Consider the following 23,493-nt stretch of genomic DNA (forward strand, 5'->3'; position numbering starts at 1 on the left):
TGCTACGCAAGTTTGCGGCAGGCGCGGCTGCGTCGGGCCGGGGTCCCCTCATGGAACAGAGGACAGCATGAGATGGAAGCAAAGCGGCCGGCTGATGGTGGCCGGCTCGGTGGTCGCGGGACTGGTGTCGGTCGGACTCCTGCCCGTCACCTTCGCGGCCGCCGCCGGCGGACCCAACCTCGCGCTGGGCAAGTCGGCCAGCGCGAGCGGATCCCTCGGCGGGTACGGAGCCGCCGGAGTCACCGACGGCAACCAGGGCTCGTACTGGGAGGGGCCCGGCAGCACCTTCCCGACCTGGGTGCAGGTGGACCTGGGCAGCAGCGTCGCCGTTGACCAGGTGGCGCTGAAGCTGCCCGCCGGCTGGGAGACGCGCACCGAGACGCTGACCGTGCAGGGCAGCACGGACGGGAACGCCTTCACCACCCTGTCCGCTTCGGCGGGGCGGGTGTTCAACCCCGCCCAGTCCAACACGGTGACCATCGGGTTCACCGCGGCGACGGTCCGCTACGTGCGGGTCAGCGTCACCGCCAACACGGGCTGGCAGGCCGCGCAGATATCCGAGCTGGAGGTGTACTCCGCCGACGGCAGCGGTGACCCCGGTGATCCGGGGGACCCGGGTACGCCCCCCGTCGGTGTGAACCTCGCCAAGGGCAAGCCCATCGAGGCCTCCTCGACCACCCAGTCGTTCGTCGCGGCCAACGCCAACGACGACAGCGTCGCCAGCTACTGGGAGGCCGGCGGCCAGCAGTCCACGCTGACCGTGAAGCTCGGCTCCAACGCCGACGTCACCGGGGTGGTCCTCAAGCTCAACCCCGACGCCGCCTGGGGCAACCGCACCCAGAGCTTCGAGGTCCTCGGCCGGGAGCAGTCGGCGAGCGCGTTCACCACCCTCAAGGCCCGCGCCGACTACGCCTTCAGCCCGGCCGGCAACCAGAACACCGTGACCGTGCCCGTCACCGGCCGGCTCGCCGACGTCCAGCTGAAGTTCTCCGGCAACACCGGGGCCGGCGGCGGCCAAGCCGCCGAGTTCCAGGTCATCGGGGCCGCCGCCCCGAATCCCGACCTGACCGTCACGGACCTCGCCTGGTCCCCTGCGGCCCCCTCCGAGAGCGACGCCGTCACGGTCAACGCGACCGTCCGCAACGCCGGTACGGTCGCCTCCCCGGCCACCACCGTCAGCGTCAGCCTCGAAGGAGCGGTCGCGGGCAGCGCCCCGGTCGGCGCCCTCGCGGCCGGAGCCTCGGCCACGGTCCCGGTCGCCGTCGGCAAGCGCCCGATGGGCAGCTACACCGTCTCCGCCGTCGTCGACCCGGCCGGGACCGTCCCCGAGCAGAACGACACCAACAACAGCCGCACGGCCACCGCGAAGCTCGTCGTCGGCCAGGCTCCGGGCCCCGACCTGGAAGCGCTCTCCATCACCACCAACCCGGCCAACCCGGCCGTGGGCGCCCCGGTCTCCTTCACCGTGGCCGTCCGCAACCGCGGCACCGCCGCGGTGAGCGCGGGCAGCATCACCCGGCTGGTCGCCGGCTCCACCACCCTGAACGGCCCCACCCCGGCGATCGCCGCCGGTGAAACCGTCAACGTGCCGATCAACGGCACCTGGACGGCGGTCAGCGGCGGGGCCACCCTCACTGCCACCGCCGACGCGACCGGCCTGGTCGCGGAGACCAACGAGACCAACAACGGCACCTCCCGCGCCGTGGTCGTCGGCCGCGGGGCGGCGCTCCCGTACACCGAGTACGAGGCGGAGGCCGGCAGTTACACCGGCACGCTGCTGCAGAGCGACGCCAAGCGCACCTTCGGGCACACCAACTTCGCCACCGAGTCCTCGGGCCGCGAGTCCGTGCGCCTCTCCTCGGCCGGCCAGTACGTGCAGTTCACCTCCACCAACCAGGCCAACTCCATCGTCGTGCGCAACTCGATCCCGGACGCCGCGAACGGCGGCGGCGCCGACGCCACGATCAGCCTGTACGTCAACGGCAGCTTCGCCCAGAAGCTGAACCTCTCCTCGAAGCACAGCTGGCTCTACGGCAGCACCGACAGCCCCGAGGGTCTGACCAACACCCCCGGCGGCGACGCCCGCAGGCTCTTCGACGAGTCCCACGCCCTGCTCGCGCAGAGCTACCCGCCCGGCACCACCTTCCGCCTCCAGCGCGACGCGGGCGACACGGCCTCGTACTACGTCATCGACCTGATCGACCTGGAGCAGGTGGCCCCGGCGGCGTCCAAGCCCGCCGAGTGCACCTCGATCACCGACTACGGCGCGATCCCGAACGACGGCACCGACGACACGCTCGCCATCCAGAAGGCCGTGACGGCGGACCAGAACGGGCAGATCGCCTGCGTCTGGATCCCGCAGGGCCAGTGGCGCCAGGAGCAGAAGATCCTCACCGACGACCCGCTGAACCGGGGCCAGTTCAACCAGGTGGGCATCAGCAACGTCTCCATCCGCGGCGCGGGCATGTGGCACTCCCAGCTCTACACCCTGACCGAGCCGCAGAACGCGGGCGGCATCAACCACCCGCACGAGGGCAACTTCGGCTTCGAGATCGACGACAACACACAGATCTCCGACATCGCCATCTTCGGATCGGGCCGGATCCGCGGCGGGGACGGCAACGCCGAGGGCGGCGTGGGCCTGAACGGGCGCTTCGGCAAGAACACGAAGATCACCAACGTGTGGATCGAGCACGCCAACGTCGGTGTCTGGGTCGGCCGCGACTACGACAACATCCCGGCCCTGTGGGGTCCCGGCGACGGCATCGAGTTCAACGGGGTGCGGATCCGCGACACCTACGCCGACGGCATCAACTTCGCCAACGGCACCCGCAACTCCACCGTCTTCAACTCCTCCTTCCGCACGACCGGTGACGACGCCCTCGCGGTGTGGTCCAGCAAGTACGTGAAGGACCAGTCCGTCGACATCGGCCACGACAACCACTTCCGCAACAACACGATCCAGCTGCCCTGGCGCGCCAACGGCATCGCCATCTACGGCGGTTACGGCAACACCATCGAGAACAACCTGATCTACGACACCATGAACTACCCCGGCATCATGCTGGCCACCGACCACGACCCGCTGCCCTTCTCCGGGCAGACCCTGATCGCGGGCAACGGCCTCTTCCGCACCGGCGGCGCGTTCTGGAACGAGGACCAGGAGTTCGGCGCGATCACCCTGTTCCCGTCGAACCTGCCCATCCCGGGTGTCGTCATCCGCGACACCGACATCCACGACTCCACCTACGACGGGATCCAGTTCAAGACCGGCGGCGGGGTCATGCCCGACGTCAAGATCACGAACGTGACCATCAGCAAGTCCAACAACGGGTCCGGAATCCTGGCCATGGGCGGGGCGCGCGGCAACGCCGTCCTGTCCAACGTCACCATCACCGGATCCGCCCAGGGCAACGTCCTGATCGAACCCGGATCGCAGTTCCTGATCAGCGGCAACTAGCCGCGGGCGGGTTCACCGCTTCCCGAGCTTGACCCACCTCGCCGGACCGGGGACACCCTTCGCGTCGAGGAGGAACAGCAGGTAGTACCCGGGCGGGGCGTCGGCCGAAGTGGCCGGCGCCCGCAGCCCGATGGTGTGTCCGCGGACGCCCGTCATCCGCAGCTCCAGATGGCGCTGACTGGTGTTCACCGCATGGGTGACGGTGGTCGGCGCCAGCAGCACGGCCCGCCGTACGCCGGCGGCCGTCGGGCTCTCCACCGAGAACTCCGCGCCGTGGGCGATCTCGCCCCCCGGGACCCGGTCCAGCGCGGGCCGGGCGCCCCGGTGCAGGTAGGCGGGCTCGTAGATCTCGATCGAGCCGTCCATCCCGTCCTTGATGTCAGGGTCGTTGGCGATCTGCTGGAGCTCGTCCCCGGTGACCATGACCCGGCCGTCCGGCAGCACCAGGGCGTTGGAGTGGTAGCCCCGCGGCAGCCGCTGGGCCGGCCCCAGCCTCCACCGGCCGTCGGCGCCCCGCAGTTCGGTCCGGCGGAACTTCAGGTCGGCCTTCGGGTTGAACGGCCCGAACCCGTAATCCCGGGTGTCCTTCGCCCCGTTGACCGTCAGCAGCGTCCCGTCCGGCAGGATCAGCGTGTCGTCCTGGGTCCGGCCGAAGGCGCGCGGTTCCTCCGTGGTCCAGGCGCCGCCCGACAGCCGGTAGGTGTTCGGGTCCAGCGGATCCCCGCCCAGGACGAGGACCGAGTCGGGCCCGCGGAACCCCGCCGGCAGCGGCACGGCGGAGCCGTACCCCCGGAAGTCGGCGGGCCGCCTGGGCAGGTCCGTACGGGTCTGCGCGCGCGGGTCGAAGAGCCACTGCTGGTCGGCGTCGCGCCCCAGGCCGTAGATCATCCCGTCGCGCAGCGAGAACAGGTGCGGGTAGTCGTTGCGGAACGGCGCGTCGAAGCGCATCCGCTCCACGGGTACGTCCAGCGGGATGTCGTACGGGCGCCAGGGCACCGGCTGCCCCGGCGCGGGGAACCGCTCCACCACCGGGGTGGGCGTCCCCGTGCCGCGCTCCGACTGGCCCGACATGACGATCTGGCGGCCGTCCGCGCCGGTCACCACCGACGGGTACCAGCGGCCCACCGCCATGTCGCGGTTGCGGTACCAGCCCTCGGTCCACGGGTCGAAGACGAAGGACAGCTTCGCTCCGCTGCCGCCCTTGCCGCCCGTGTTGCCGCCGAACACGCCCAGCATCCCGTTGGGCAGGAAGGAGTGCCCGGCGCAGAAGAACGGCGCCGGGCGCGGGGCGTGCGTACCGTCGGGCATCAGCACGACGGGCGGGGTGACCTTCTTGAACGAGCGTGCCCCGGTGCCCTTCGCCGGATCCCACAGGTAGGCGCGGCCCGCGTTCGCCGGTCCGATCCGGTCCGTGGGACCGGTCTCCTTGGTGGGGTCGGTCTCCACCCGCGAGAAGGAGAAGAGGAGCACCTTGCCGGTGGGCAGCAGGGCGAGGTGCACGCCGAAGTCGGGGGAGGGGAAGTACTCGGCGAACCGGCCCGAAACCGCCGCCTCGAAAGCGGAGTTGGCCTCGCGCTGCGAGGCGGCGAGCGAGGCCAGGCTCGCGCTGCGCCGGGACTGGGGGTACTCCACGGCCCCCTTGGCCGCCCGGCGGAGCTCGGAGTGGGCGCGCGCGTGCCCGGCGCCGATCACGGCGGCCTCGGCCGCGTCGGTCCCGCCGTGTGTGCCGCCGTGCGTGCCGCCGTCCGTCCCGTCCGTGCCATGGCCCGGCGCCCCCGCGGCGGGCGGTGCGGTGGCGAGGACCAGGGCGGAGACGACCGCGGTCGCGGAGAGCAGGGCGGACCGGTACAGGCGGCGCATGGGGCTCCTCGGCGCGGGCGGTTCCGTAGGGCGCTCATCATAGGAAATACCGGGAGGAACCGGGTGGCACGACGTGCTCGCCATCCCGCCGATGCGCCGTTCGGCCCTCCCCGGAGCGCTGCCCGAACGTTTCTCCGGTGAAAGGCCCCGGCCATCCGAGTGAGGCCGCGCATCCGTTCACCGATCGGCCCGGCAGGGAGCGCTTCCATGGCCGGGTGATCACAACACTGCGCACCGCGCTCGGCACCGTCCTCGCGACCGGCGGCCTCCTCGCCCTCCTGCCCGCCTCCGCCGCCGGGGCGGCGGGCGGCCCCGGCGCACCCGCCGCGCCGGAGGACCGGGTGACCGTCGACGTCGGCACGGTCAACGGCTCGGGATGCCGGCCGGGCAGCGCCACCGTCGCCGTGGCCGAGGACAACTCGGCCTTCACCGTCACCTACAGCGAGTACCTGGCCATGGCCGGCGGCAACAGCGCCCCGACCGACGGCCGCAAGAACTGTCTGCTCTCCCTGGTCGTCCACGTCCCGCAGGGGTACACCTACGCCGTCGCCCAGGTGGACTACCGGGGGTTCGGCAGCCTCCAGCAGGGCGCGATCGGCACCCAGAAGGCCAGCTACTACTTCCAGGGCATGAAGCAGACCGACTACCGCACCCACAAGTTCCAGGGCAAGTTCGACGACAACTGGCAGGCCTCCGACAGCACGGGCATCGAGGCCCTGGTCTTCGCCCCCTGCGGAGAACAGCGCAACTTCAACATCAACACCGAGCTGCGCGCCGAGGTCGGCACCTCGGACCCGTCGACGACCAGCTACATGGCGCTGGACTCCACCGACGGCAGCATCAACAGCGTCTACCACTTCGCCTGGAAGAAGTGCCAGGCCCGCTGAGCCGGCCCTGAGCGCTCCTCGGGGGCGGCCGCGCGGGGCCTGTGCTCAGGAATGCCTGCGTTCAGGAATCCCCCCGCGCGGCCGCCTGCCGCTGCCGCTTGCTCAAGGGGGCCAGCGTGAGGTCCTGGGCCTGCGAGCGCATCCGCTTGAAGCCGTACCCGTGCTCCGTCAGCCAGCTCTCGGCGGTGAGCTCGGCCTGGGCGGTCGCGTCCAGGATGTCCTCCTCGGCCTCGCCCTCGGCAAGGAACCGGAAGGTGAAGGAGGGCCGGGCCGCCACGTCGTAGGTGAGGTGCCCCTCGGGAGTGAACTCGGCCGTCAGTATGTCGTGCCGGGCCGCGTCCGCGAGGAGCGTGGCGCGCTGCTCCTCGGTGAGGCCGTCGAAGGCCCCCCGGACGGTGATGCGGAAGGTGCGGGTGCTCATCCCCTCACCCTAGGCCGCCCCCCGAGCGGTCCGCACCGGGATTTCCGGGGGCCCGCCACTCCGACGGCCCAATCGCCGAGCGCCCGCGCGCCCCCGGTGTCACCCGGTCGGCGCGGCCGCGACCTGGGCTTTCGCGCAACTGCCCGGCGTGCCGGGCGTGTCGCGCCCCGCTAGCGTCGGCAGCGTCCGGAGTCCTTGGATTCCGCGAGGGGGGTCCCGCTATCCGCCTGTGCGAGAGGCCGAGCCGATGCTGAAGGACGCTCCGATAGCCCCGATAGCCCCCGTGCCCCCGATATCCAGCCTGATCCGTGTGGAGAAGGGCGTGGCGGCCCCCGAGGAACTCGCCGCGATCGCGGTGGTCGTCGCCTGCTTCGCCCGCCGCAACTCCGCCGGAGCCGGCGCGGGCACGGCCTCCGCCCGGGCCGCCGCCCGCCGCCCGCGTCCCGCGCACCACGGCTCCGGCTGCTGGTCCGGCTGCTGGGCCTGCGGCTGACGCGGACCGGCGAGGACCGGCACGGGTCGGCACCGACCGGCGCCGACCAGCACCACCCATGAACGCCCCTGCCCCCGGCCCGCTTACGGGCCGGCGGCAGGGGGACCACTCGGCGTACGGGCCGCTCAGGCCCGGCGCAGCACCGTGGACAGCGCCTCGGTCAGCGCGGCCTGCGCATCGGCCGCCGGACCCTGCGAGCGCCACGCGACGAACCCGTCGGGCCGCACCAGTACGGCGCCCTCCGCGGACATGGCGTGCACCTCGCTCCAGTCGGCGCCCTCCTCCTGCACCAGATCCGTGCCGGGAGCGCCCGCGGACCCGATGGCATAGGCGTCCAACCGGACCGACAGCCGCTCGGCCACCCGTTCGGCCGCGGCCCGCCAGGGCGAGCCCGCGCCGCACAGCAGCACGAACGCGCGCTCGTACAGGTCCACCGTGGAGACCCGCTCGCCGTCGGGCCGCGTCAGCCACATGTGGGGGGCCCGCGTGCCGGGGTCACCCTTCATGCGCATCCCCTCCGGGATGACGGGCCGGTCCGGAGCCCCGCCGACGAAGGCACCGCTCGGGTACGCGTAGGCCATCGCCGTCGTCAGGACCCCGCTGCCGGGTCCGCCGCCCATCGTGGGCGGGGGAGCGTACCCGGGGTGGCTGTGCTCCGCCGAACGGGCCGAGGCGCGCTGGGCGGTCGCCACGGCCACCGGGTGCCGCTCCTCCCCGTAGGTCTCCAGCAGTCCCGTGTCCGCCGATCCGTTCAGGACCGCCGCGATCTTCCAGGCCAGGTTGTGCGCGTCCTGGATGCCGGTGTTGGAGCCGAAGGCGCCGGTGGGGGACATCTCGTGGGCCGCGTCGCCGGCCAGGAACACCCGCCCGGAGGAGTACTGCTCGGCGATCCGTTCCGCCGCGTGCCAGGGCGCCTTGCCGCCGATCTCCACGTCCAGGTCCGGCACGCCGATCGCGGCCCGGATCTGCTCCCGGCACCGCTCCTCGGTGAAGTCCTCCAGGGTTTCCCCCTGGTCCGGGTGCCACGGCAGGTGGAAGACCCACTGGGTGTCGTTGTCCACCGGCAGCAGCGCCCCGTCCGCACCCGGCTTCATCAGGTAGCAGACGATGAACCGCAGGTCGCCCAGCACCTCGACGAGCCGGCGCGAGCGGAAGGTGACGCTGACGTTGTGGAACAGCTCGCCGCTGCCCGTCTGGGTGATGCGCAACTGCTCGCGCACGGGGCTGCGCGGGCCGTCCGCCGCGATCAGGAAGTCGGCGCGCACGGTGATGTGCTCCCCGGTCTCCCGGTCCTTGACCAGCGCGTTCACCCCGGTCTCGTCCTGATCGAAGCTCATCAGCTCCGTCGAGAACCGCACGTCGGCGCCCTGCGCGCGGCTCTGCGCGGCGAGGATCGGCTCGATGTTGTTCTGGCTGCACACGCACCAGCCGGTCGGGCTGAACTTGCTGAGCGCCCCGGCCGGGTCGATGGCCTTGACCAGCCATTTGTGCTCGCCGCCGAGCAGGGACTCGGTTTGCAGGATGCCCATGTTGTTCTCCAGGGCGGACGCCGCCTGCCGGATGGCACCCTCCGCCCCGGCCACCCGGAACAGCTCCATGGTCCGGGCGTTGATACCGCGCCCGCGCGGGTGGTCGGAGGTACCGGCGTGCTTCTCCACTACCAGGTGCCTGATGCCGTGACGGCTCAGGAACAGCGAGGTGGACAGACCCACGAGGGAGCCGCCCACGACGAGAACCGGTACGCGAACATCTGCCGTGTCTTCCATCAGCTGCGAGCTCCTGAGTCTGTGTGGGGGAAGTGCACTCTTTTATGCCCCCGATCGCCGGCCAAGCCCAGGAGATACGCCGGTTGTCACCCGCTTGATCCGGAGATGTAGCGCTACGTCCGCACCCGGATGACGATGAGCGACAGCGGTTCCCCCGAAGACACGCCGGCCTGCCGTCCCCGTGACGGCCGCCGGTCCGGGGCGGCCACCGCCGATGACGGACGAGGGTCCGTACGCGATGACCATCCCCGCCCTCCCCCAGGGCCCTCACGAAGGAGTGAGCAGATGACGACCACCCTGTCCGAACGGGTGTCACAGTCCGCCTTCGACGGATCCATGCTCCGGGTCGTCCTGCTGATGGACCTCCACGAAGGAGCCCAGCAGCGGTTCTTCGAGGCGTACGAGCAACTGCGCCACGACATCGCGTCCGAACCGGGCCACATCAGCGACCAGCTCTGCCAGTCCTTCGAGAACCCCTCGCAGTGGCTCATCACCAGCGAGTGGGAGAGCGCGCCCCAGTACCTCGCCTGGGTCAACAGCGAGCACCACGCCGAGCAGGTCCGCCCGCTCGGCGCCTGCGCCCGCGCCATGCGCCCGCTGAAGTACACCGTCCTGCGCGAGACCGGCCGCGGCTACCAGGACGCTCAGCGGCCCAGGGGCGCCCGGCTGCAGGAAGCGCCACGGCTAGGCGCCGACATCGTCCGCCACGCCCTGACCTTCACGGTCAAGCCCGGCAGCGAGAAGGAGGTCGCGGCCCTCCTCTCCAGCTACGCCTCCCCGGCGGCCGACGTGGACGGTCACACCCGGCTCTGCCGCACCACCCTGTTCATGCACGGCAACCGGGTCGTGCGTACGGTGGAGGTCCGCGGCGACCTGATGTCCGCGCTGCGGCACGTCTCCGAGCAGCCCGAGGTACGGGCCGTCGAGGAGGCCATCAACCCCCACCTCGAACAGGACCGCGACCTCGGCAACCCCGAGTCCGCCCGGATGTTCTTCATGAAGGCCGCGCTCCCGGCCGTCCACCACGTCGCCGCCCGCGAGGCCGGCGCCGCGGACCGCTCCGACGTACGGCGCCACGCGCTGTTCTACCCGGCCAAGCCCGGCTGTGGACCGGCACTGGCCCGGTTCCTCGCCCGGCAGGACGAGGAAGCGGCCCACCGGCCCGACGCCCCGACCGTGAGCAGCAGCATCTTCCAGCGCGACGACATCGTCGTACGCCTCATCGACGTGCGCAGCCCGCACGACGCCGGGCTGGAGACCGCCTTCGGCGTCAAGGGGCCGCGCAAGGCCGCCGTCCTCGCCCGCCTGATGGCCGGACCCGTCAGCGGGTCCGACGGGGCCGCCGCGTCGGCGGTCCGCCACACCATGAGCCTGATCACCGACCGCCGGGCCCCCGCCGAAAGCTGACGCGCGGCGGCATCCCCCGGCCGGCCCCCCGGCCCCGGCCGCCGGCCCCTGCCCCCCGGACCCCACATCCCGGGACCCCTCACCCACCAGCCCCGTCCAGGCTCCCCACTGCCAGGAGGAACCCCCGCCATGACCAGACAACGCCCACCGCACATCGTGGACCTCAGCGAGACGCAGCCCAACACGCGGCGCGGCGGCGACCTGAGGGCCGTCCTCACACCCACCTCGGTGGGCTGCACCAGCGGCTTCATGGGCCTGGCCGTCATGGCGCCGGGCGAGCACATCGCCGAGCACTACCACCCGTACTCCGAGGAGTTCGTGTACGTGGTCGCCGGCGAGCTGGAGGTCGATCTCGACGGCGAGGCCCACCCGCTCCTCACCGACCAGGGACTCCTCGTCCCGATGAACGTGCGCCACCGGTTCCGCAACGTGGGCGGCACCGAGGCCCGCATGGTCTTCCACCTCGGACCGCTCGCCCCCGACCCGAAGCTCGGGCACGTGGACACGGAGGAGGCCGTCCACCCGGAGGGCTCCGCCTGGGAGCGGCCCCCGGACCGCGCGGGAGCGGTCTCGTGACCCGCCGACGCGTGGCCGTCACCGGGGTCGGCGTCGTCGCCCCCGGTGGGATCGGCGCCTCCGCCTTCTGGGAGCTGCTCTCCAACGGCCGTACGGCGACCCGCGGCATCACCCTCTTCGACCCGACCGGCTTCCGCTCCCGGATAGCCGCGGAGGTCGACTTCGATCCCGCCGCACACGGCCTGGGCGCCGAGGAGGCGGCCCGCGCGGACCGGTACATCCAGTTCGCGCTGGTCGCCGCCGCCGAAGCCGTGCGCGACGCCGGACTCGACCTCACCACGGACCAGGCCTGGCGCACCGGAGTCTCCCTCGGCACCGCCGTGGGCGGCACCACCCGCCTGGAGAACGACTACGTGGCCGTCAGCCAGTCGGGCGACTGGTGGGACGTGGACCACCGGCTCGCCGGGGCCCACCTGCACCGCGCTTTCACCCCGGCCACCCTGGCCTCCGCCGTCGCGGAGAAGACGGGGGCCCGCGGACCGGTCCAGACGGTTTCCACCGGCTGCACCTCCGGACTCGACGCCATCGGCTACGCCTTCCACTCCATCGCCGAGGGCAAGATGGACGTCTGCATCGCCGGCGCCTCCGACTCGCCCGTCTCGCCGATCACCGTGGCCTGCTTCGACGCCATCAAGGCCACCTCCCCCAACAACGACGACCCCGCCCACGCCTCCCGGCCCTTCGACGCCGACCGCGACGGCTTCGTCCTGGGCGAAGGCGGAGCCGTCCTCGTCCTGGAGGAGCTGGAACACGCGCGGGCGCGCGGCGCGACCGTGTACTGCGAGATCGGCGGCTACGCCACCTTCGGCAATGCCCACCACATGACGGGGCTGACCACCGAGGGCCTGGAGATGGCCCGAGCCATCGAAACCGCCCTCGCCCAGGCCCGTACCGACGCCCGCGAGATCGACTACGTCAACGCGCACGGCTCCGGGACCAAGCAGAACGACCGCCACGAGACCGCGGCCGTCAAGAAGGTCCTGGGAGACCACGCCTACAAGACGCCGATGACCTCCATCAAGTCCATGGTGGGGCACTCCCTCGGCGCCATCGGGGCGATCGAACTGGCCGCCTGCGTCCTGGCGATGACCCACCAGGTCGTCCCTCCCACGGCCAACTACGAGACCCCCGACCCCGAATGCGACCTGGACTACGTCCCGCGCGTCGCCCGGGAGCGCACCCTGCGCAACGTGCTCTCCGTCGGCAGCGGCTTCGGCGGCTTCCAGTCCGCGGTCGTCATGACCCGCCCCGACGAGCGCAAGGAGGAGGTGGTCTCGTGAGCGTCCGTACGGTCATCACCGGCATCGGAGTCGTCGCACCCAACGGCATCGGCGCCGAGGCCTTCTGGAAGGCCACCCAGTCGGGTGCCTCGGTCCTGGGCCGGGTCACCCGGGAGGGCTGCGAACACCTCCCGCTGCGCGTGGCGGGCGAGGTACGGGGCTTCGACCCGGCCTCGATGGTCGAGGAGCGCTATCTCGTCCAGACCGACCGCTACACCCACCACGCCCTCGCCGCGGCCGACCTCGCCCTGGAGGACGGCCGGCTCGGCCGGGCCGACTACGAGGACGACCCCTTCTCCGTCGGCGTGGTCACCGCCGCCGGATCGGGCGGCGGCGAGTTCGGCCAGCGCGAGCTGCAGCACCTCTGGGGCCAGGGCCCGCGCTACGTCGGCCCGTACCAGTCGATCGCCTGGTTCTACGCGGCCAGCACCGGCCAGATCTCCATCCGCAGGGGCCTCAAGGGCCCCTGCGGGGTCGTCGCCGCGGACGAGGCGGGCGGGCTCGACGCCTTCGCGCACGCCGCCCGGGCCATCCACCAGGGCAGCAAGGCCATGCTGGTCGGAGCGACCGAGGCGCCCCTGGCCCCGTACTCCATCGTCTGCCAGCTCGGCTACGAGTCCCTGAGCACCCACGAGGACCCGGACCGGGCCTACCGGCCCTTCACCGACAAGGCCTGCGGCTTCGTACCCGCCGAGGGCGGCGCGATGTTCCTCGTCGAGGAGGAGCGGGCGGCCCTGCGCCGCGGCGCGTCCGTCCGGGCCCTGCTGGCCGGGCACGCGGCGACCTTCACCGGCCCGCACCACCCCGAACGGGCCGACGCGTCCGCCGAGGGCCTGGCCCACGCGATCAAGGGCGCCCTGCGGGAGGCCGGCTGCGCCCCCGAGGAGGTCGACGTGGTCTTCGCCGACGCGCTCGGCACCCCGGAAGCCGACCGGGCCGAGGCCGCCGCGATCCTCTCCGCCCTCGGCGCCCACGGGCGGAAGGTACCGGTCACGGCGCCCAAGACCGGGACGGGCCGCGCCTATTGCGCGGCACCCGCCCTCGACACCGCAGCCGCGGTGCTCGCCATGGAGCACGGCATCGTCCCGCCCACGCCGAACGTGTTCGACGTGTGCCACGACCTCGATGTGGTGACCGGCAGCGCCCGCCCGGCACAGCTGCGCACCGCGCTCGTGCTGAGCAGGGGCCTGATGGGCTCCAACGCCGCGCTCGTCATCAAGATCCCCTCCTAGAGACAGAAGGAGCCGCTCATGTCCGAACGACTGACCGTCGAGGAGCTGGCCGCCCTGATGAAGTCCGGGGCCGGCATCACCGTGGACCCGGCCGACATGAAGAACCGCCCGGACTCCCTGTTCGACGACTACGGCCTCGACTCGCTGGGCCTGCTCGGCATCGTCGGGCTGCTGGAGAACCAGCGCGGCCGGGCCCTGCCCACCGACGCGGACCGCTGCAAGACCCCCAAGGAGTTCCTCGAACTCGTCAACACCAGCCTGATGACCGGAGCTTGAGATGGCAGGACACACCGAGAACGAAATCGTCGTCAAGGCGCCCATCGACACCGTCTGGGAGATGACCAACCATCTCCCCAGCTGGCCGCAGCTGTTCAGCGAGTACGCCTCGCTGGAGGTACTGGAGGAGGACGGGCCCACCACCCGCTTCCGCCTGACGATGCACCCCGACGAGAACGGCACCGTGTGGAGCTGGGTCTCCGAACGCACCCCCGACCCCGTCAGCCGCACCGTCCGCGCCCGCCGGGTCGAGACCGGGCCGTTCGACCACATGGACATCCACTGGCAGTACTTCGAGGTCCCCGGCGGCACCCGGATGGTGTGGACCCAGGACTTCGCGATGAAGCCGCAGGCACCCGTCGACGACGCCTGGATGACCGCGAACATCAACCGGAACTCCAAGATCCAGATGGAACTGATCAGGGAGAAGATCGAACAGCGCGAACGCGAGAGCCGCACGCCCGCGGCCAGCCGCGTCTGAGACGAAAGGCAGCACACCGGATGCACCGCGCTCTCATCGTGGCCCGCATGGCGCCGCAGTCAGCCCCCGACATCGCCGAGCTCTTCGCGGCCTCGGACGCGGGCGAGCTGCCGCACCTCGTCGGGGTCACCCGCCGCAGCCTCTTCCAGTTCGGCGACGTGTACATGCACTTCATCGAGTCGGACCGGCCCCCCGGTCCGGCCATCGCCGAAGTCACCGGCCACCCGGAGTTCCGGGACCTCAGCGACCGGCTCACCGCCTACGTCAGCCCGCACAACCCGGAGACCTGGCGCAGTCCGAAGGACGCCATGGCCCAGGAGTTCTACCGCTGGGAGCGCCCCGGCGCCACCCGCACGGCTTGACCGTACGGACCACCCCGCGCGCGAACGGCAGGCCTCGGGCCCCGCACCCACCAGGGTGCGGGGCCCGCCGGCGTGTCGGGGCGGGTGTGGGCGCGGGTGGGCTTCGCGAGGGGGCAACCGACCGGTTGGCGCGCGGCGTTGGCCGTTGGCGAGGGCGGGATTTCGCGCGGTGGCGGGGCAGTGGATAGGGTGCCAGGTCACGACCGCCTCCGGTGCGAACCGCGGGCAGGTCAGGGCTCTGCCGCAGCGCGTGAACACCTCCGCGGCTGCCGCGCCGACACCTGCCTGCCCGGGTCTTGGAACACGGGGCGGTCTTCACGGCCGGGCAGTCGGGTTCCGGCCGACGGGGTAGGAGGAACGAGTGGCACAGGTCATCGCCGAGGTATCAAGGACGTTCAACGAGTTTCTGCTCCTGCCCAACCGGACCCGGAGCGACTGCTCGCCCGCGACGGTCACCCTGCGCACGCCCCTGGTGCGGCACGTCGTCGGAGAACCGTCGGCGATCGAACTGGGTTCGCCGTTCACCTCCGCGATCATGCAGGCCGTCAGCACACCGGAACTCGCCATCGCACTCGCGCGCAACGGCGGCCTGAGCTTCCTGCACCACAACCAGTCCATCGAGGACCAGGCCGCGGCCGTCCGTCAGGTGAAGAACTTCAAGGCCGGATTCGTCACCAGCGACACCAACGTCCGCCCCGACGACAGCCTGAGCCACCTCGTCGCCGTGATGCGGCGCACCGGGCACAGCACCGCCGCGGTCACCCACGACGGCAGCGGCACCGGCCGCCTGCTCGGTCTGGTGACCTCCCGTGACTTCCACCCGCAGCGCCACGACCTCGACGGACCGGTGAGCGGTCGGATGACCGCCGTCGCCGACCTTCCGCACGCCGCGGCCGACACCACGCTCTCCGAAGCCAACGCCCGGCTGTGGGACCAGCGGCTCGACTGCCTCCCCGTGCTCGACGCCGAGGGTCACCTGCAGTACCTGGTCTTCCGGTCCGACTACGCGGACAACAAGCGCTTCCCGAACCAGGCCGTGGACGCCGCGAAGCGCCTGCGGGTGGGCGCGGGCATCAACACCCACGACTACCGGGAGCGCGTTCCCGCCCTGTTGGAGGCGGGCGCCGACGCCCTGTGCTTCGACTCCTCCGACGGCTACAGCGACTGGCAGGCGCAGGCCCTGACCTGGGTCAAGAAGCACTACCCGGAGATCCCCACCGGCGGTGGCAACGTGGTCGACGGCGAGGCGTTCACCTTCCTCGCCGAGGCCGGTGCGGACTTCGTCAAGGTGGGCGTGGGCGGCGGCTCCATCTGCATCACCCGCGATCAGAAGGGCATCGGCCGCGGCCAGGCCAGCGCGGTCCTGGACGTCGCCGCCGCCAGGGACGCCTTCGGCGAGCGCACCGGCGAGTACGTGCCGATCTGCTCCGACGGCGGGCTGGTGCACGACTACCACACGGCCCTGGCCCTGGCGATGGGCGCCGACTTCGTCATGATGGGGCGCTACTTCGCCCGCTTCGACCAGGCGGCCGGCGCGAAGCTCCCCACCCGGGACGGTTTCGTGAAGGAGTACTGGGGCGAGGGCTCGAACCGTGCACGCAACTGGCAGCGCTACGGGCAGGGAGGCCAGGGCCTGATCTTCGAGGAAGGCGTCGACGGCTACGTCCCGTACGCCGGCGACCTCGACGAGGGGCTCGCCGTGACCATCGCCAAGCTCAAGACCACGATGGTGTCCTGCGGCTCCACCACCCTCGAGGAGTTCCGCTCCACGGCCCGGCTGACCCTGGTCTCCGACCAGAGCTTCCAGGAGAGCCACGCCAACGTCACCCTGCGCGACACCCCGATGTCGGTGTAGGCGCCGGGGTTCCCGGGCGGCGGGTGCGGGGGAGGCCCCCGGCCCGCCGTCCGCATACCGGTCGGGGCGCCCGCGCCGCAAGTCCGATTACGGTCGTTCCCCTGAAAAGCCCGAGAGGCCTGAACTGCCAAGGCCCTCTTGTGGGTTGAGGTCCACCTCTTAACAATGCGCATGACAACCGAAGGATCTTCGGTCGCATTGTCATCCAGAGGGGAACCCCCACATGAACAAGCCTCTCGCCGGCGCCGCGTTCGCCCTGCTCCTCACCGGAGCGGCGGCCTCGCCGGCCGTGGCCCAGGCACCCCGGGACACGGCAGCCCAGGCCGTCGCGGTCAACTTCGCCGGTACGGTCGCGCTCAGCAACTGCTCCGGCTCCGTCGTCCGCGTGCCGAACTCGCTGCCGTCCGACCCCGCACTCGTCCTGTCCAACGGCCACTGTCTGGAGTCCGGCATGCCGGCGGCGGGACAGGTCGTCAAGGACAAGGCCTCCAGCCGCTCCTTCTCGCTGCTCAACGCCTCCGGCTCCAAGGTCGCGACGCTGCGCGCGAGCAAGATCTCGTACGCCACGATGACCGACACCGACATATCGATCTATCAACTGACCAAGACCTACGCGCAGATCAGCAGCCAGTACGGCATCAACGCGCTCACCCTGAACGACGTCCACCCGGTACAGGGCACCTCGATCAAGGTGGTCTCCGGGTACTGGAAGCGCACGTACAGCTGCAACGTCGACGGGTTCGCCTACCGCCTCAAGGAGGGGGAGTGGACCTGGAAGGACTCCCTGCGCTACACCTCGTCCTGCAACACCATCGGCGGCACCTCGGGCTCCCCGGTGATCGACACGACGACGGGCAAAGTGGTCGCCGTGAACAACACGGGGAACGAGGACGGGGCGTCGTGCACGGTGAACAACCCGTGCGAGGTGTCCGAGAGCGGCGCCGTGACCGTCCGGCAGGGCATCAACTACGCGCAGCAGACCTACATCATCGTCCCCTGCGTGGGTCCCGGTAACGCGATCGACCTCAGCCGCCCCGGCTGCACGCTCCCCAAGCCGTAGCGAACGGGTCGGGGCCCGCCCGGAATCCGGACGGGCCCCGACGACGTCAGGCCGGTTCAGGCCGTGTCAGCCCTTGGGCACCACGATGACGACGGTGCTGCACACCTTGTCGGCGAAGGTCTGCTTCTTCTCGTCCCACAGCGGCCACAGGTAGCCGATGTAGCAGGAGATGCTGTCGAGGAAGTGCGCGATCTTGCGGACGAGGGCCATGCCGAAGCCGAGGACGTTGCCGTCGGCCTCGCGGCGCACGCTGATCCCGACGACCTTCTTGCCGATCGTCTGGCCCGTCGAGCCTTCCTTGTAGAGCAGGAAGATGAACATGCCGAGGGCGTAGAGGTTGCCGAACATGAGGAGGATGCCGGCGGCGGAGTTGCTCGAGTCGTCGCTCAGCGCGATGCCGATGAACATGAGGGCGTACATCGGGCCCGCGATGATCAGACCGTCGAGGAGGGTCGCGCCGAGGCGCAGACCCCAGTGTGCCAGCGGCGGCATTCCGGTGCCCGGCATGGGCGGCATGCCGGGCGGCGGGTACGCGCCGTACGGCTGCTGCTGGGGGACGCCCATGGGCTGCTGCGGGTAGCCGTACTGCGGGGGGACACCCTGCGGGGCCTGCTGCGGGTAGCCGGGCTGACCCTGCGGGGGCTGCTGCTGGCCGTAGGGGTTGTTCGGGTCGCCGAAGCTCATGGCGAAGTCTCTCCAGGGGTGTGGCGGGGACGAGCGGCACGTGCGGAGGGACGTGGAACGAGCGGGTTGCCCCCTGCGCAGCCGCGAACTTGCGGGGGCCATGGTGTTAGTAACATCGGCCACTTGTCCAATCCGCCGCCCCATGTGCCGATCCATGTGCGGACCAAGTGACGTTTCGGTGGGCACAGCATGGAGTCCCGGACCCTGAGGACGGGTCCGGGACTCCTGGGGCCACTTCGCTGACCGCTTCTACAACGACCGGCGCCCTCGCGGGTCACCGGTTCGGCGCCACGGCTACTTCGGCATCAGGACGGTGTCCACGATGTACACGGTGGCGTTCGCGGTCGGCACGTTGCCGCAGACCACGTTGGACGTGCCGTTGACCTTGTAGGACTCGCCGGAGCCGGCGGTGGTCACCTTTCCGGTCTCCAGCGTGGTGAAGGAGCCGTTCTCCAGCTGCTTCGGGGTCAGCTTCTCGCCGACCACGTGGTACGTGAGGATCTTGGTGAGGGTGGCCTTGTCGGCGAGGACCTTGTCGAGGTCGGCCTTCGGGATCTTGGCGAAGGCGTCGTTGGTCGGCGCGAACACCGTGATGTCCTTGGCGTTGTTGAGCGTGTCGACGAGCCCGGCCTGCTTGACGGCCGCCACCAGGGTGGACAGCGCCGGGTTGTTGGACGCGGCGGTCGCGACCGGGTCCTTGGCCATGCCGTCGAAGCTGCCCGCGCCCTCCTTGGGGACACCGGCGCACGCGGCGCCGAAGGGACCGTCCGCCGTCATCGGAGCCGAGGCGTCCGCGGCGGGCGTGGAGGCGTCGGCGCTCGCCTCGGCGGCCGCACCGGCGGCCGAGTCCTTGCCCGAGTCGGCGTCGGAGCAGGCGGCCAGCGCGAAGGGCAGGACGGCCGCGGTGGCGACGGCGAGGGCGGTGCGGCGGAAACGAAGGGCGCTCATGGTGTTCTCCAGAGAAGGGGTCGGGGAGTCGGCGCATGCGGAAGGAAAGGCGAAAAATGTGTGAGACGGCGATGAAACGGGCTCGGTTCGGTCAGTCGGCCGTGACGAAGACGCCGTGCCTGCCGCTCGCGCGGTCCGGCATGGCGGGGGCCGGGGCCGCGCGACCCGGCGGCAGGCCGCTCGTCGCGGCGGGGGCGCCGCGCTCGCTCGTCCTTCGGTCGATGCTCACGACTCTCATTCGGTGCGGGATCGCTGCCGGATGGGTCGGTCATCCGATCACGTGAAGATCTGTTGGTGGGTTGACCTTTGTGCGGCGCCCGTACGGCATCGATCCGTAGGGGATTGATCCGTACGGGACCGATTCCGTACACCGGCGCTCCCCGCGGATTCACCCCGCGGGGCCCCGCACGCGGGCGGCGGCGCCGACGGCCGCCGCCCGCGCGGGTCCTGCGGGTCCCGGCGGCGCTCAGGAGCGGCGACCCGCTCCCCGCCGGTCCGCGGGACCACCGGCCCGCCGCCGCCCCGTTGCCGGCGGCGGGCCGGAGACTGTGGCCCGGGTCCTGCGTCAGGCGTTGACGCAGGTGTTGCCGAACGCGGGGTTGAGCAGCCCGATCACGCTGATCGAGTTGCCGCACGCGTTGATGGGGATGTGGATCGGGATCTGGATCAGGTTGCCCGAGCCGACCCCCGGGGAGTGGGCGGCGATGCCCTGGGCACCGGCGTCGGCCGAGGCCGCGGAGGCCCCGCCCACGAGAAGGGCGCCCGAGGCGAGGGCGAGTACGGCACTCTTGAGGACACGCGACACGACAGATCTCCTTGCTGGCTGTGCGGCGCCGGACCGCGGGGCCTCTTCGCCCCGTGACCCGCCGCGCGGCGGCCCCTGAACCGGGCCCGCAGCCCTCCTTCGGCCCGGACCCGCGGCGCGGTTTGGTCCCGGGGGGACGGTTCCCCCGAATGGATGCCCTTTCGCGTGTATGTCGGCCAATCCGTTCGCGGGCCGGCTCCGAAGGCAGGGTGAGACAGCAAGGACCCGGCGCGCACCGCGACCCCGGCGGACGGGGAACAGGTGGGCCTGCCACGAAGGATCGTTCATGCGATGGATGGACCGGCGAGAACCACTCGCGGCACCGCCGTGCCCGCACGGGCCCGGCCGCACACGGGGGGAGCTCAGGTGAACCCCGAGAGGCTGCGCTTCCCCGGACCCGGCCCGGGCGGCGGCCCGGGCCCCGCCGCCGGGCCCGGATCGGCCGCGGCCGAGCTCGCGGAATTGATGGCGCGCACGGCGCAGGGCGACCAGGACGCCTTCTCCGCCCTGTACGACGCCGTGGCCGGAACCGTCTTCGGCATCGCGGTCAAGGTGGTGCGTGACCGTGCGCAGTCGGAGGAGGTCGCCCAGGAGGTGATGATCGACGTGTGGCGCCAGGCCGCCCGCTACCGCCCCGACCAGGGAAGCGTCATGGCCTGGGTGGCCACGATCGCCCACCGCCGGGCGGTCGACCGGGTCCGCTCGGCCCAGGCCTCGGCCAACCGCGAGCACGACATGGGCGTACGCGGCCAGGAACGGCCCTTCGACGAGGTGAGCGAACAGGTGGAGACCCGGCTGGAACGCGATCAGGTCAAACGCTGCCTGCGCCGGCTGACCGAGCTCCAGCGGCAGGCCGTCACCCTCGCCTATTACCAGGGGCTGACCTACCGTGAGGTCGCCGAGACCCTCCAGACTCCTCTTCCCACGATCAAGACCCGGATGCGCGACGGACTGATCCGCCTGCGCGACTGCATGGGGGTGACCACGTGAAGCACGACGAAGAACTGCACACCCTCACCGCGGCCTACGTACTGGACGCGCTCGGCCCGGGTGAACAGGAGGCCTTCTCCCGGCACCTGGCCCGCTGTGCGCCGTGCTCCGGGGACGTCGCGGAATTCTCCGCCACGGCCGGCCGGCTGGCCGCCGCCGTGGCCCTCGTACCCCCGCCGCAGCTGAAGGCGGAGGTGCTCGCCCGCATCGAGACCGTCCGCCAGGTGCCCCCGCGGGTCGGCGTCCGCAGGGCGGCCGGATTCCTGGACCGCCTGCCGCGCAGGGCCGGCGCCTTCGTGGTCGCCGCTTCCCTCGTCGGAGCGGCGCTGTTCGGCGGCGCCGCGCTCTACGAGAGCGGGCGGGCGGACCGTGCCCGGCAGGAGGCCCGGCAGGCCGAGGCGCGCGGCCAGGAGCTGCGGGCCGTGGTCACCGCCCCGGACGCCCGTACCGTCCACGGCCGCACCAGCGGCGGAGCCGCCGCCACGGTGATCACCTCCGCCGCGCGGGACCGGGCGGTGTTCCTCGCCGACCGGCTGCCGGCCGCCGGGGAGGGGCGTACGTACCAGCTCTGGCTGGCGGACGGCGGCGCGATGCGCCCGGCCGGCTTCCTCACCGGCGACGGGGCCGCCGTGCTCGACGGCGACCTCGGTACGGCCACGGCGGTCGGCCTGACGCTGGAGCCCGCCGGGGGATCCCCGCAGCCGACGACCAGCCCCCTGGTCCTGCTCGCCCTGCCGGCGTAGGCGGTACGGAACACCCGGGCGGGTGGCCGCGAGCGAGGGCTCGGGTCACCCGCCCGCCGGGGTCCCGGGCGGGCCGAGCAGCGCCGCCGCACCGCGTCCCGCCGGGGGCTGGCCCCGGCCGCCGGCCGCGTGGATCATGAGGGGGCGCCGGGGCGATGAGGCTCCGGCGCCCGCCACCGAGCCCTGGGGGTCCATGTGTCGTCCGTGCCGTCCTTCGAGCCGAGTTACGCGTCCGGGGCCTGCGAGGTGCCGCTGCTGGGCGACACCATCGGCGAGAACCTGGACCGCGCCGTCCGCAGGTTCCCCGGCCGCGATGCCCTCGTGGACATGGCCTCGGGGCGCCGGTGGACGTACGCGGAGTTCGCCGCGGACGTGGACGCCCTCGCGCTCGGCCTGCTGGACCTCGGGATCGCCAAGGGGGACCGGGTCGGCATCTGGGCCCCCAACCGCCCCGAGTGGACGATGGTGCAGTACGCCACCGCCCGCATCGGCGCGATCCTCGTCACCGTGAACCCGGCCTACCGGTCCCACGAGCTGGAGTACGTCCTGCGCCAGTCCGGGATCCGGCTGCTGGTCGCGGCGGACCGGTTCAAGACCTCCGACTACGCGGCCATGATCGAGGAGGTCGGGCCGCGCTGTCCGGACCTGGAGTTCACCGCCCTGCTCGACGGCCCGCTCTGGAACTCCCTCCAGGAACGCGGCCGCCGCGCCGACCGCGCCGAACTGCTGCGCGCCCAGGCCGCGCTGAGCCCCGACGACGCCGTCAACATCCAATACACGTCCGGGACCACCGGCTTCCCCAAGGGCGCGACCCTCTCGCACCACAACATCCTCAACAACGCCTATTTCGTAGGCGAGTTGTGCCACTACACCGAGCAGGACCGGGTCTGCGTCCCGGTCCCCTTCTACCACTGCTTCGGCATGGTCATGGGGAACCTCGCCTGCACCAGCCACGGCGCGGCCATGATCATCCCGGCGCCCGCCTTCGACCCGGGAGCAACCCTGGCCGCCGTTCAGGCGGAGGCCTGCACCTCGCTCTACGGGGTCCCCACCATGTTCATCGCCGAGCTGGCCCACCCGGACTTCGCGACCTACGACCTCTCCAGCCTGCGCACCGGCATCATGGCGGGCTCGCCCTGCCCGGTCGAGGTGATGAAGGAGGTCATCGACCGGATGGGCATGCGCGAGGTGTCCATCTGCTACGGCATGACGGAGACCTCGCCGGTCTCCACCCAGACCCGCGTGGACGACTCCGTGGAGCGCCGCGTCTCGACCGTGGGCCGCGTCGGACCGCACCTGGAGGTCAAGGTGGTCGACCCGGCCACCGGCCGGACCCTCCCGCGCGGCGAACCGGGCGAACTGTGCACCCGGGGCTACTCGGTCATGCTCGGCTACTGGGACCAGCCCGAGCGCACCGCCGAAGCCGTCGACGCGGCCCGCTGGATGCACACGGGAGACCTCGCCGTCATGGACGGGGACGGGTACCTGAGCATCACCGGCCGCATCAAGGACATGGTGATCCGCGGCGGCGAGAACCTGTACCCGCGCGAGATCGAGGAGTTCCTGCACGCCCACCCCGACGTCATGGACGTCCAGGTGATCGGCGTACCCGACCCGAAGTACGGGGAGGAGCTCATGGCGTGGGTGCGGATGCGCGAGGGCGCCGAGCCGCTGACCGCCGAGGCCGTGCGCGCGTACTGCGCGGGCCGGCTGGCCCACTTCAAGATCCCGCGCTACGTCCACGTGGTGGAGGAGTTCCCCATGACGGTGACGGGCAAGATCCGCAAGATCGAGATGCGGGAGACGGCCGCCAGGCTGCTGGGCCTGCCCTCCTGACAGGGGTCCACCGGCCGGCAGGAGCGCAGGCAGGGGTCACCGGCTGACCGGGGTCACCGGCTGGCAGGGGT

Annotated in this window: 23 protein-coding genes; 15 read left to right on the top strand and 8 right to left on the bottom strand. The window is 71.7% G+C overall.

The window, feature by feature from the left end; genetic code table 11:
* Positions 1–67 precede the first annotated feature (67 nt).
* Positions 68–3,460, top strand: a complete 3,393-nt coding sequence (locus OG730_RS39195; protein ID WP_327308763.1) for a CARDB domain-containing protein — start codon at positions 68–70, stop codon at positions 3,458–3,460.
* A 12-nt stretch (positions 3,461–3,472) separates the two neighbouring features.
* On the opposite strand, the gene OG730_RS39200 is transcribed toward OG730_RS39195, so the two are convergent.
* A complete protein-coding gene (locus OG730_RS39200; protein WP_327308764.1) occupies positions 3,473–5,320 on the bottom strand; it encodes a galactose oxidase early set domain-containing protein in 1,848 nt (615 codons plus the stop codon).
* A gap of 215 nt (positions 5,321–5,535) precedes the next feature.
* Here OG730_RS39200 and OG730_RS39205 point away from each other — a divergent pair, with 215 nt between their 5' ends.
* The gene (locus OG730_RS39205; RefSeq protein WP_442815151.1) at positions 5,536–6,207 is read left to right on the top strand and encodes a DUF4360 domain-containing protein; all 672 of its coding nucleotides are present in this window, start codon (positions 5,536–5,538) and stop codon (positions 6,205–6,207) included.
* Positions 6,208–6,268: 61 nt separating this feature from the next.
* On the opposite strand, the gene OG730_RS39210 is transcribed toward OG730_RS39205, so the two are convergent.
* A complete protein-coding gene (locus tag OG730_RS39210) occupies positions 6,269–6,628 on the bottom strand; it encodes a DUF6204 family protein (protein ID WP_327308765.1) in 360 nt (119 codons plus the stop codon).
* A gap of 283 nt (positions 6,629–6,911) precedes the next feature.
* Between OG730_RS39210 and OG730_RS39215 the strand changes: the two genes are divergently transcribed.
* Positions 6,912–7,121: an acyl-CoA carboxylase epsilon subunit gene (locus OG730_RS39215; protein WP_327308766.1), complete on the top strand. Its 210-nt coding sequence runs from the start codon at positions 6,912–6,914 to the stop codon at positions 7,119–7,121.
* 125 nt (positions 7,122–7,246) lie between these two features.
* Here the strand turns inward: OG730_RS39215 and OG730_RS39220 are convergent, their stop codons facing one another.
* A complete protein-coding gene (locus OG730_RS39220) occupies positions 7,247–8,887 on the bottom strand; it encodes an FAD-dependent oxidoreductase (RefSeq protein WP_327308767.1) in 1,641 nt (546 codons plus the stop codon).
* A gap of 285 nt (positions 8,888–9,172) precedes the next feature.
* Here OG730_RS39220 and OG730_RS39225 point away from each other — a divergent pair, with 285 nt between their 5' ends.
* From OG730_RS39225 to OG730_RS39265, 9 genes are all read left to right on the top strand, one after another.
* The gene (locus OG730_RS39225; protein ID WP_327308768.1) at positions 9,173–10,294 is read left to right on the top strand and encodes a SchA/CurD-like domain-containing protein; all 1,122 of its coding nucleotides are present in this window, start codon (positions 9,173–9,175) and stop codon (positions 10,292–10,294) included.
* A 129-nt stretch (positions 10,295–10,423) separates the two neighbouring features.
* Complete coding sequence (locus tag OG730_RS39230; protein ID WP_243333070.1) at positions 10,424–10,870, top strand: cupin domain-containing protein; 447 nt, start codon at positions 10,424–10,426, stop codon at positions 10,868–10,870.
* Positions 10,867–12,150, top strand: a complete 1,284-nt coding sequence (locus OG730_RS39235; RefSeq protein ID WP_327308769.1) for a beta-ketoacyl-[acyl-carrier-protein] synthase family protein — start codon at positions 10,867–10,869, stop codon at positions 12,148–12,150. Before OG730_RS39230 ends, OG730_RS39235 begins: the two co-directional genes overlap by 4 nt.
* Complete coding sequence (locus OG730_RS39240) at positions 12,147–13,382, top strand: ketosynthase chain-length factor (protein ID WP_327308770.1); 1,236 nt, start codon at positions 12,147–12,149, stop codon at positions 13,380–13,382. Before OG730_RS39235 ends, OG730_RS39240 begins: the two co-directional genes overlap by 4 nt.
* 18 nt (positions 13,383–13,400) lie before the next feature.
* Positions 13,401–13,658 (top strand): phosphopantetheine-binding protein, encoded by a 258-nt coding sequence (locus OG730_RS39245; RefSeq protein ID WP_112448182.1) that lies wholly within the window; start codon positions 13,401–13,403, stop codon positions 13,656–13,658.
* A gap of 1 nt (position 13,659) precedes the next feature.
* Positions 13,660–14,139 (top strand): SRPBCC family protein, encoded by a 480-nt coding sequence (locus OG730_RS39250; protein ID WP_327308771.1) that lies wholly within the window; start codon positions 13,660–13,662, stop codon positions 14,137–14,139.
* 20 nt (positions 14,140–14,159) lie between these two features.
* Positions 14,160–14,501, top strand: coding sequence for a TcmI family type II polyketide cyclase (locus OG730_RS39255; protein WP_327308772.1), 342 nt, complete (start codon positions 14,160–14,162; stop codon positions 14,499–14,501).
* A gap of 361 nt (positions 14,502–14,862) precedes the next feature.
* Positions 14,863–16,356: an IMP dehydrogenase gene (locus OG730_RS39260; protein ID WP_327308773.1), complete on the top strand. Its 1,494-nt coding sequence runs from the start codon at positions 14,863–14,865 to the stop codon at positions 16,354–16,356.
* 223 nt (positions 16,357–16,579) lie between these two features.
* The gene (locus tag OG730_RS39265) at positions 16,580–17,416 is read left to right on the top strand and encodes a S1 family peptidase (protein WP_327308774.1); all 837 of its coding nucleotides are present in this window, start codon (positions 16,580–16,582) and stop codon (positions 17,414–17,416) included.
* A 66-nt stretch (positions 17,417–17,482) separates the two neighbouring features.
* On the opposite strand, the gene OG730_RS39270 is transcribed toward OG730_RS39265, so the two are convergent.
* The 4 genes from OG730_RS39270 to OG730_RS39285 form a co-directional block, all read right to left on the bottom strand.
* Positions 17,483–18,100 carry an RDD family protein gene (locus OG730_RS39270; protein WP_327308775.1) on the bottom strand — a complete coding sequence of 206 codons (618 nt, stop codon included), beginning with the start codon at positions 18,098–18,100 and terminating at the stop codon, positions 17,483–17,485.
* 294 nt (positions 18,101–18,394) lie between these two features.
* Entirely contained in the window at positions 18,395–19,048 is a 654-nt protein-coding gene (locus tag OG730_RS39275) for a fasciclin domain-containing protein (RefSeq protein WP_327308776.1), read from the bottom strand.
* A 91-nt stretch (positions 19,049–19,139) separates the two neighbouring features.
* Positions 19,140–19,277, bottom strand: coding sequence for a hypothetical protein (locus OG730_RS39280; protein ID WP_327308777.1), 138 nt, complete (start codon positions 19,275–19,277; stop codon positions 19,140–19,142).
* A gap of 336 nt (positions 19,278–19,613) precedes the next feature.
* On the bottom strand, positions 19,614–19,853 hold the full coding sequence (locus tag OG730_RS39285; RefSeq protein WP_327308778.1) for a chaplin: 240 nt from the start codon (positions 19,851–19,853) through the stop codon (positions 19,614–19,616).
* A 366-nt stretch (positions 19,854–20,219) separates the two neighbouring features.
* Between OG730_RS39285 and sigK the strand changes: the two genes are divergently transcribed.
* Positions 20,220–20,843, top strand: coding sequence for an ECF RNA polymerase sigma factor SigK (sigK, locus tag OG730_RS39290; protein ID WP_442815152.1), 624 nt, complete (start codon positions 20,220–20,222; stop codon positions 20,841–20,843).
* Positions 20,840–21,586, top strand: coding sequence for an anti-sigma factor (locus tag OG730_RS39295; RefSeq protein WP_327308779.1), 747 nt, complete (start codon positions 20,840–20,842; stop codon positions 21,584–21,586). Before sigK ends, OG730_RS39295 begins: the two co-directional genes overlap by 4 nt.
* Before the next feature lie 45 nt (positions 21,587–21,631).
* On the opposite strand, the gene OG730_RS39300 is transcribed toward OG730_RS39295, so the two are convergent.
* A complete protein-coding gene (locus tag OG730_RS39300) occupies positions 21,632–21,781 on the bottom strand; it encodes a hypothetical protein (protein ID WP_327308780.1) in 150 nt (49 codons plus the stop codon).
* On the opposite strand from OG730_RS39300, the gene OG730_RS39305 reads away from it, so the two are divergent.
* A complete protein-coding gene (locus OG730_RS39305) occupies positions 21,782–23,422 on the top strand; it encodes an AMP-binding protein (protein ID WP_327308781.1) in 1,641 nt (546 codons plus the stop codon).
* Positions 23,423–23,493 lie beyond the last annotated feature (71 nt).

This window comes from Streptomyces sp. NBC_01298, assembly GCF_035978755.1.
Lineage (GTDB): Bacteria > Actinomycetota > Actinomycetes > Streptomycetales > Streptomycetaceae > Streptomyces.

Bases quoted from the DNA above. Each gene is read 5' to 3' on its own strand.
- OG730_RS39225 (WP_327308768.1), top strand. From the start codon at position 9,173: ATGACGACCACCCTGTCCGAACGGGTGTCACAGTCCGCCTTCGACGGA.
- OG730_RS39300 (WP_327308780.1), bottom strand. From the start codon at position 21,781: ATGGACCCCCAGGGCTCGGTGGCGGGCGCCGGAGCCTCATCGCCCCGG.
- OG730_RS39265 (WP_327308774.1), top strand. From the start codon at position 16,580: ATGAACAAGCCTCTCGCCGGCGCCGCGTTCGCCCTGCTCCTCACCGGA.
- OG730_RS39230 (WP_243333070.1), top strand. From the start codon at position 10,424: ATGACCAGACAACGCCCACCGCACATCGTGGACCTCAGCGAGACGCAG.
- OG730_RS39210 (WP_327308765.1), bottom strand. From the start codon at position 6,628: ATGAGCACCCGCACCTTCCGCATCACCGTCCGGGGGGCCTTCGACGGC.
- OG730_RS39270 (WP_327308775.1), bottom strand. From the start codon at position 18,100: ATGAGCTTCGGCGACCCGAACAACCCCTACGGCCAGCAGCAGCCCCCG.
- OG730_RS39250 (WP_327308771.1), top strand. From the start codon at position 13,660: ATGGCAGGACACACCGAGAACGAAATCGTCGTCAAGGCGCCCATCGAC.
- OG730_RS39255 (WP_327308772.1), top strand. From the start codon at position 14,160: ATGCACCGCGCTCTCATCGTGGCCCGCATGGCGCCGCAGTCAGCCCCC.
- OG730_RS39275 (WP_327308776.1), bottom strand. From the start codon at position 19,048: ATGAGCGCCCTTCGTTTCCGCCGCACCGCCCTCGCCGTCGCCACCGCG.
- OG730_RS39245 (WP_112448182.1), top strand. From the start codon at position 13,401: ATGTCCGAACGACTGACCGTCGAGGAGCTGGCCGCCCTGATGAAGTCC.
- OG730_RS39195 (WP_327308763.1), top strand. From the start codon at position 68: ATGAGATGGAAGCAAAGCGGCCGGCTGATGGTGGCCGGCTCGGTGGTC.
- OG730_RS39200 (WP_327308764.1), bottom strand. From the start codon at position 5,320: ATGCGCCGCCTGTACCGGTCCGCCCTGCTCTCCGCGACCGCGGTCGTC.
- OG730_RS39220 (WP_327308767.1), bottom strand. From the start codon at position 8,887: ATGGAAGACACGGCAGATGTTCGCGTACCGGTTCTCGTCGTGGGCGGC.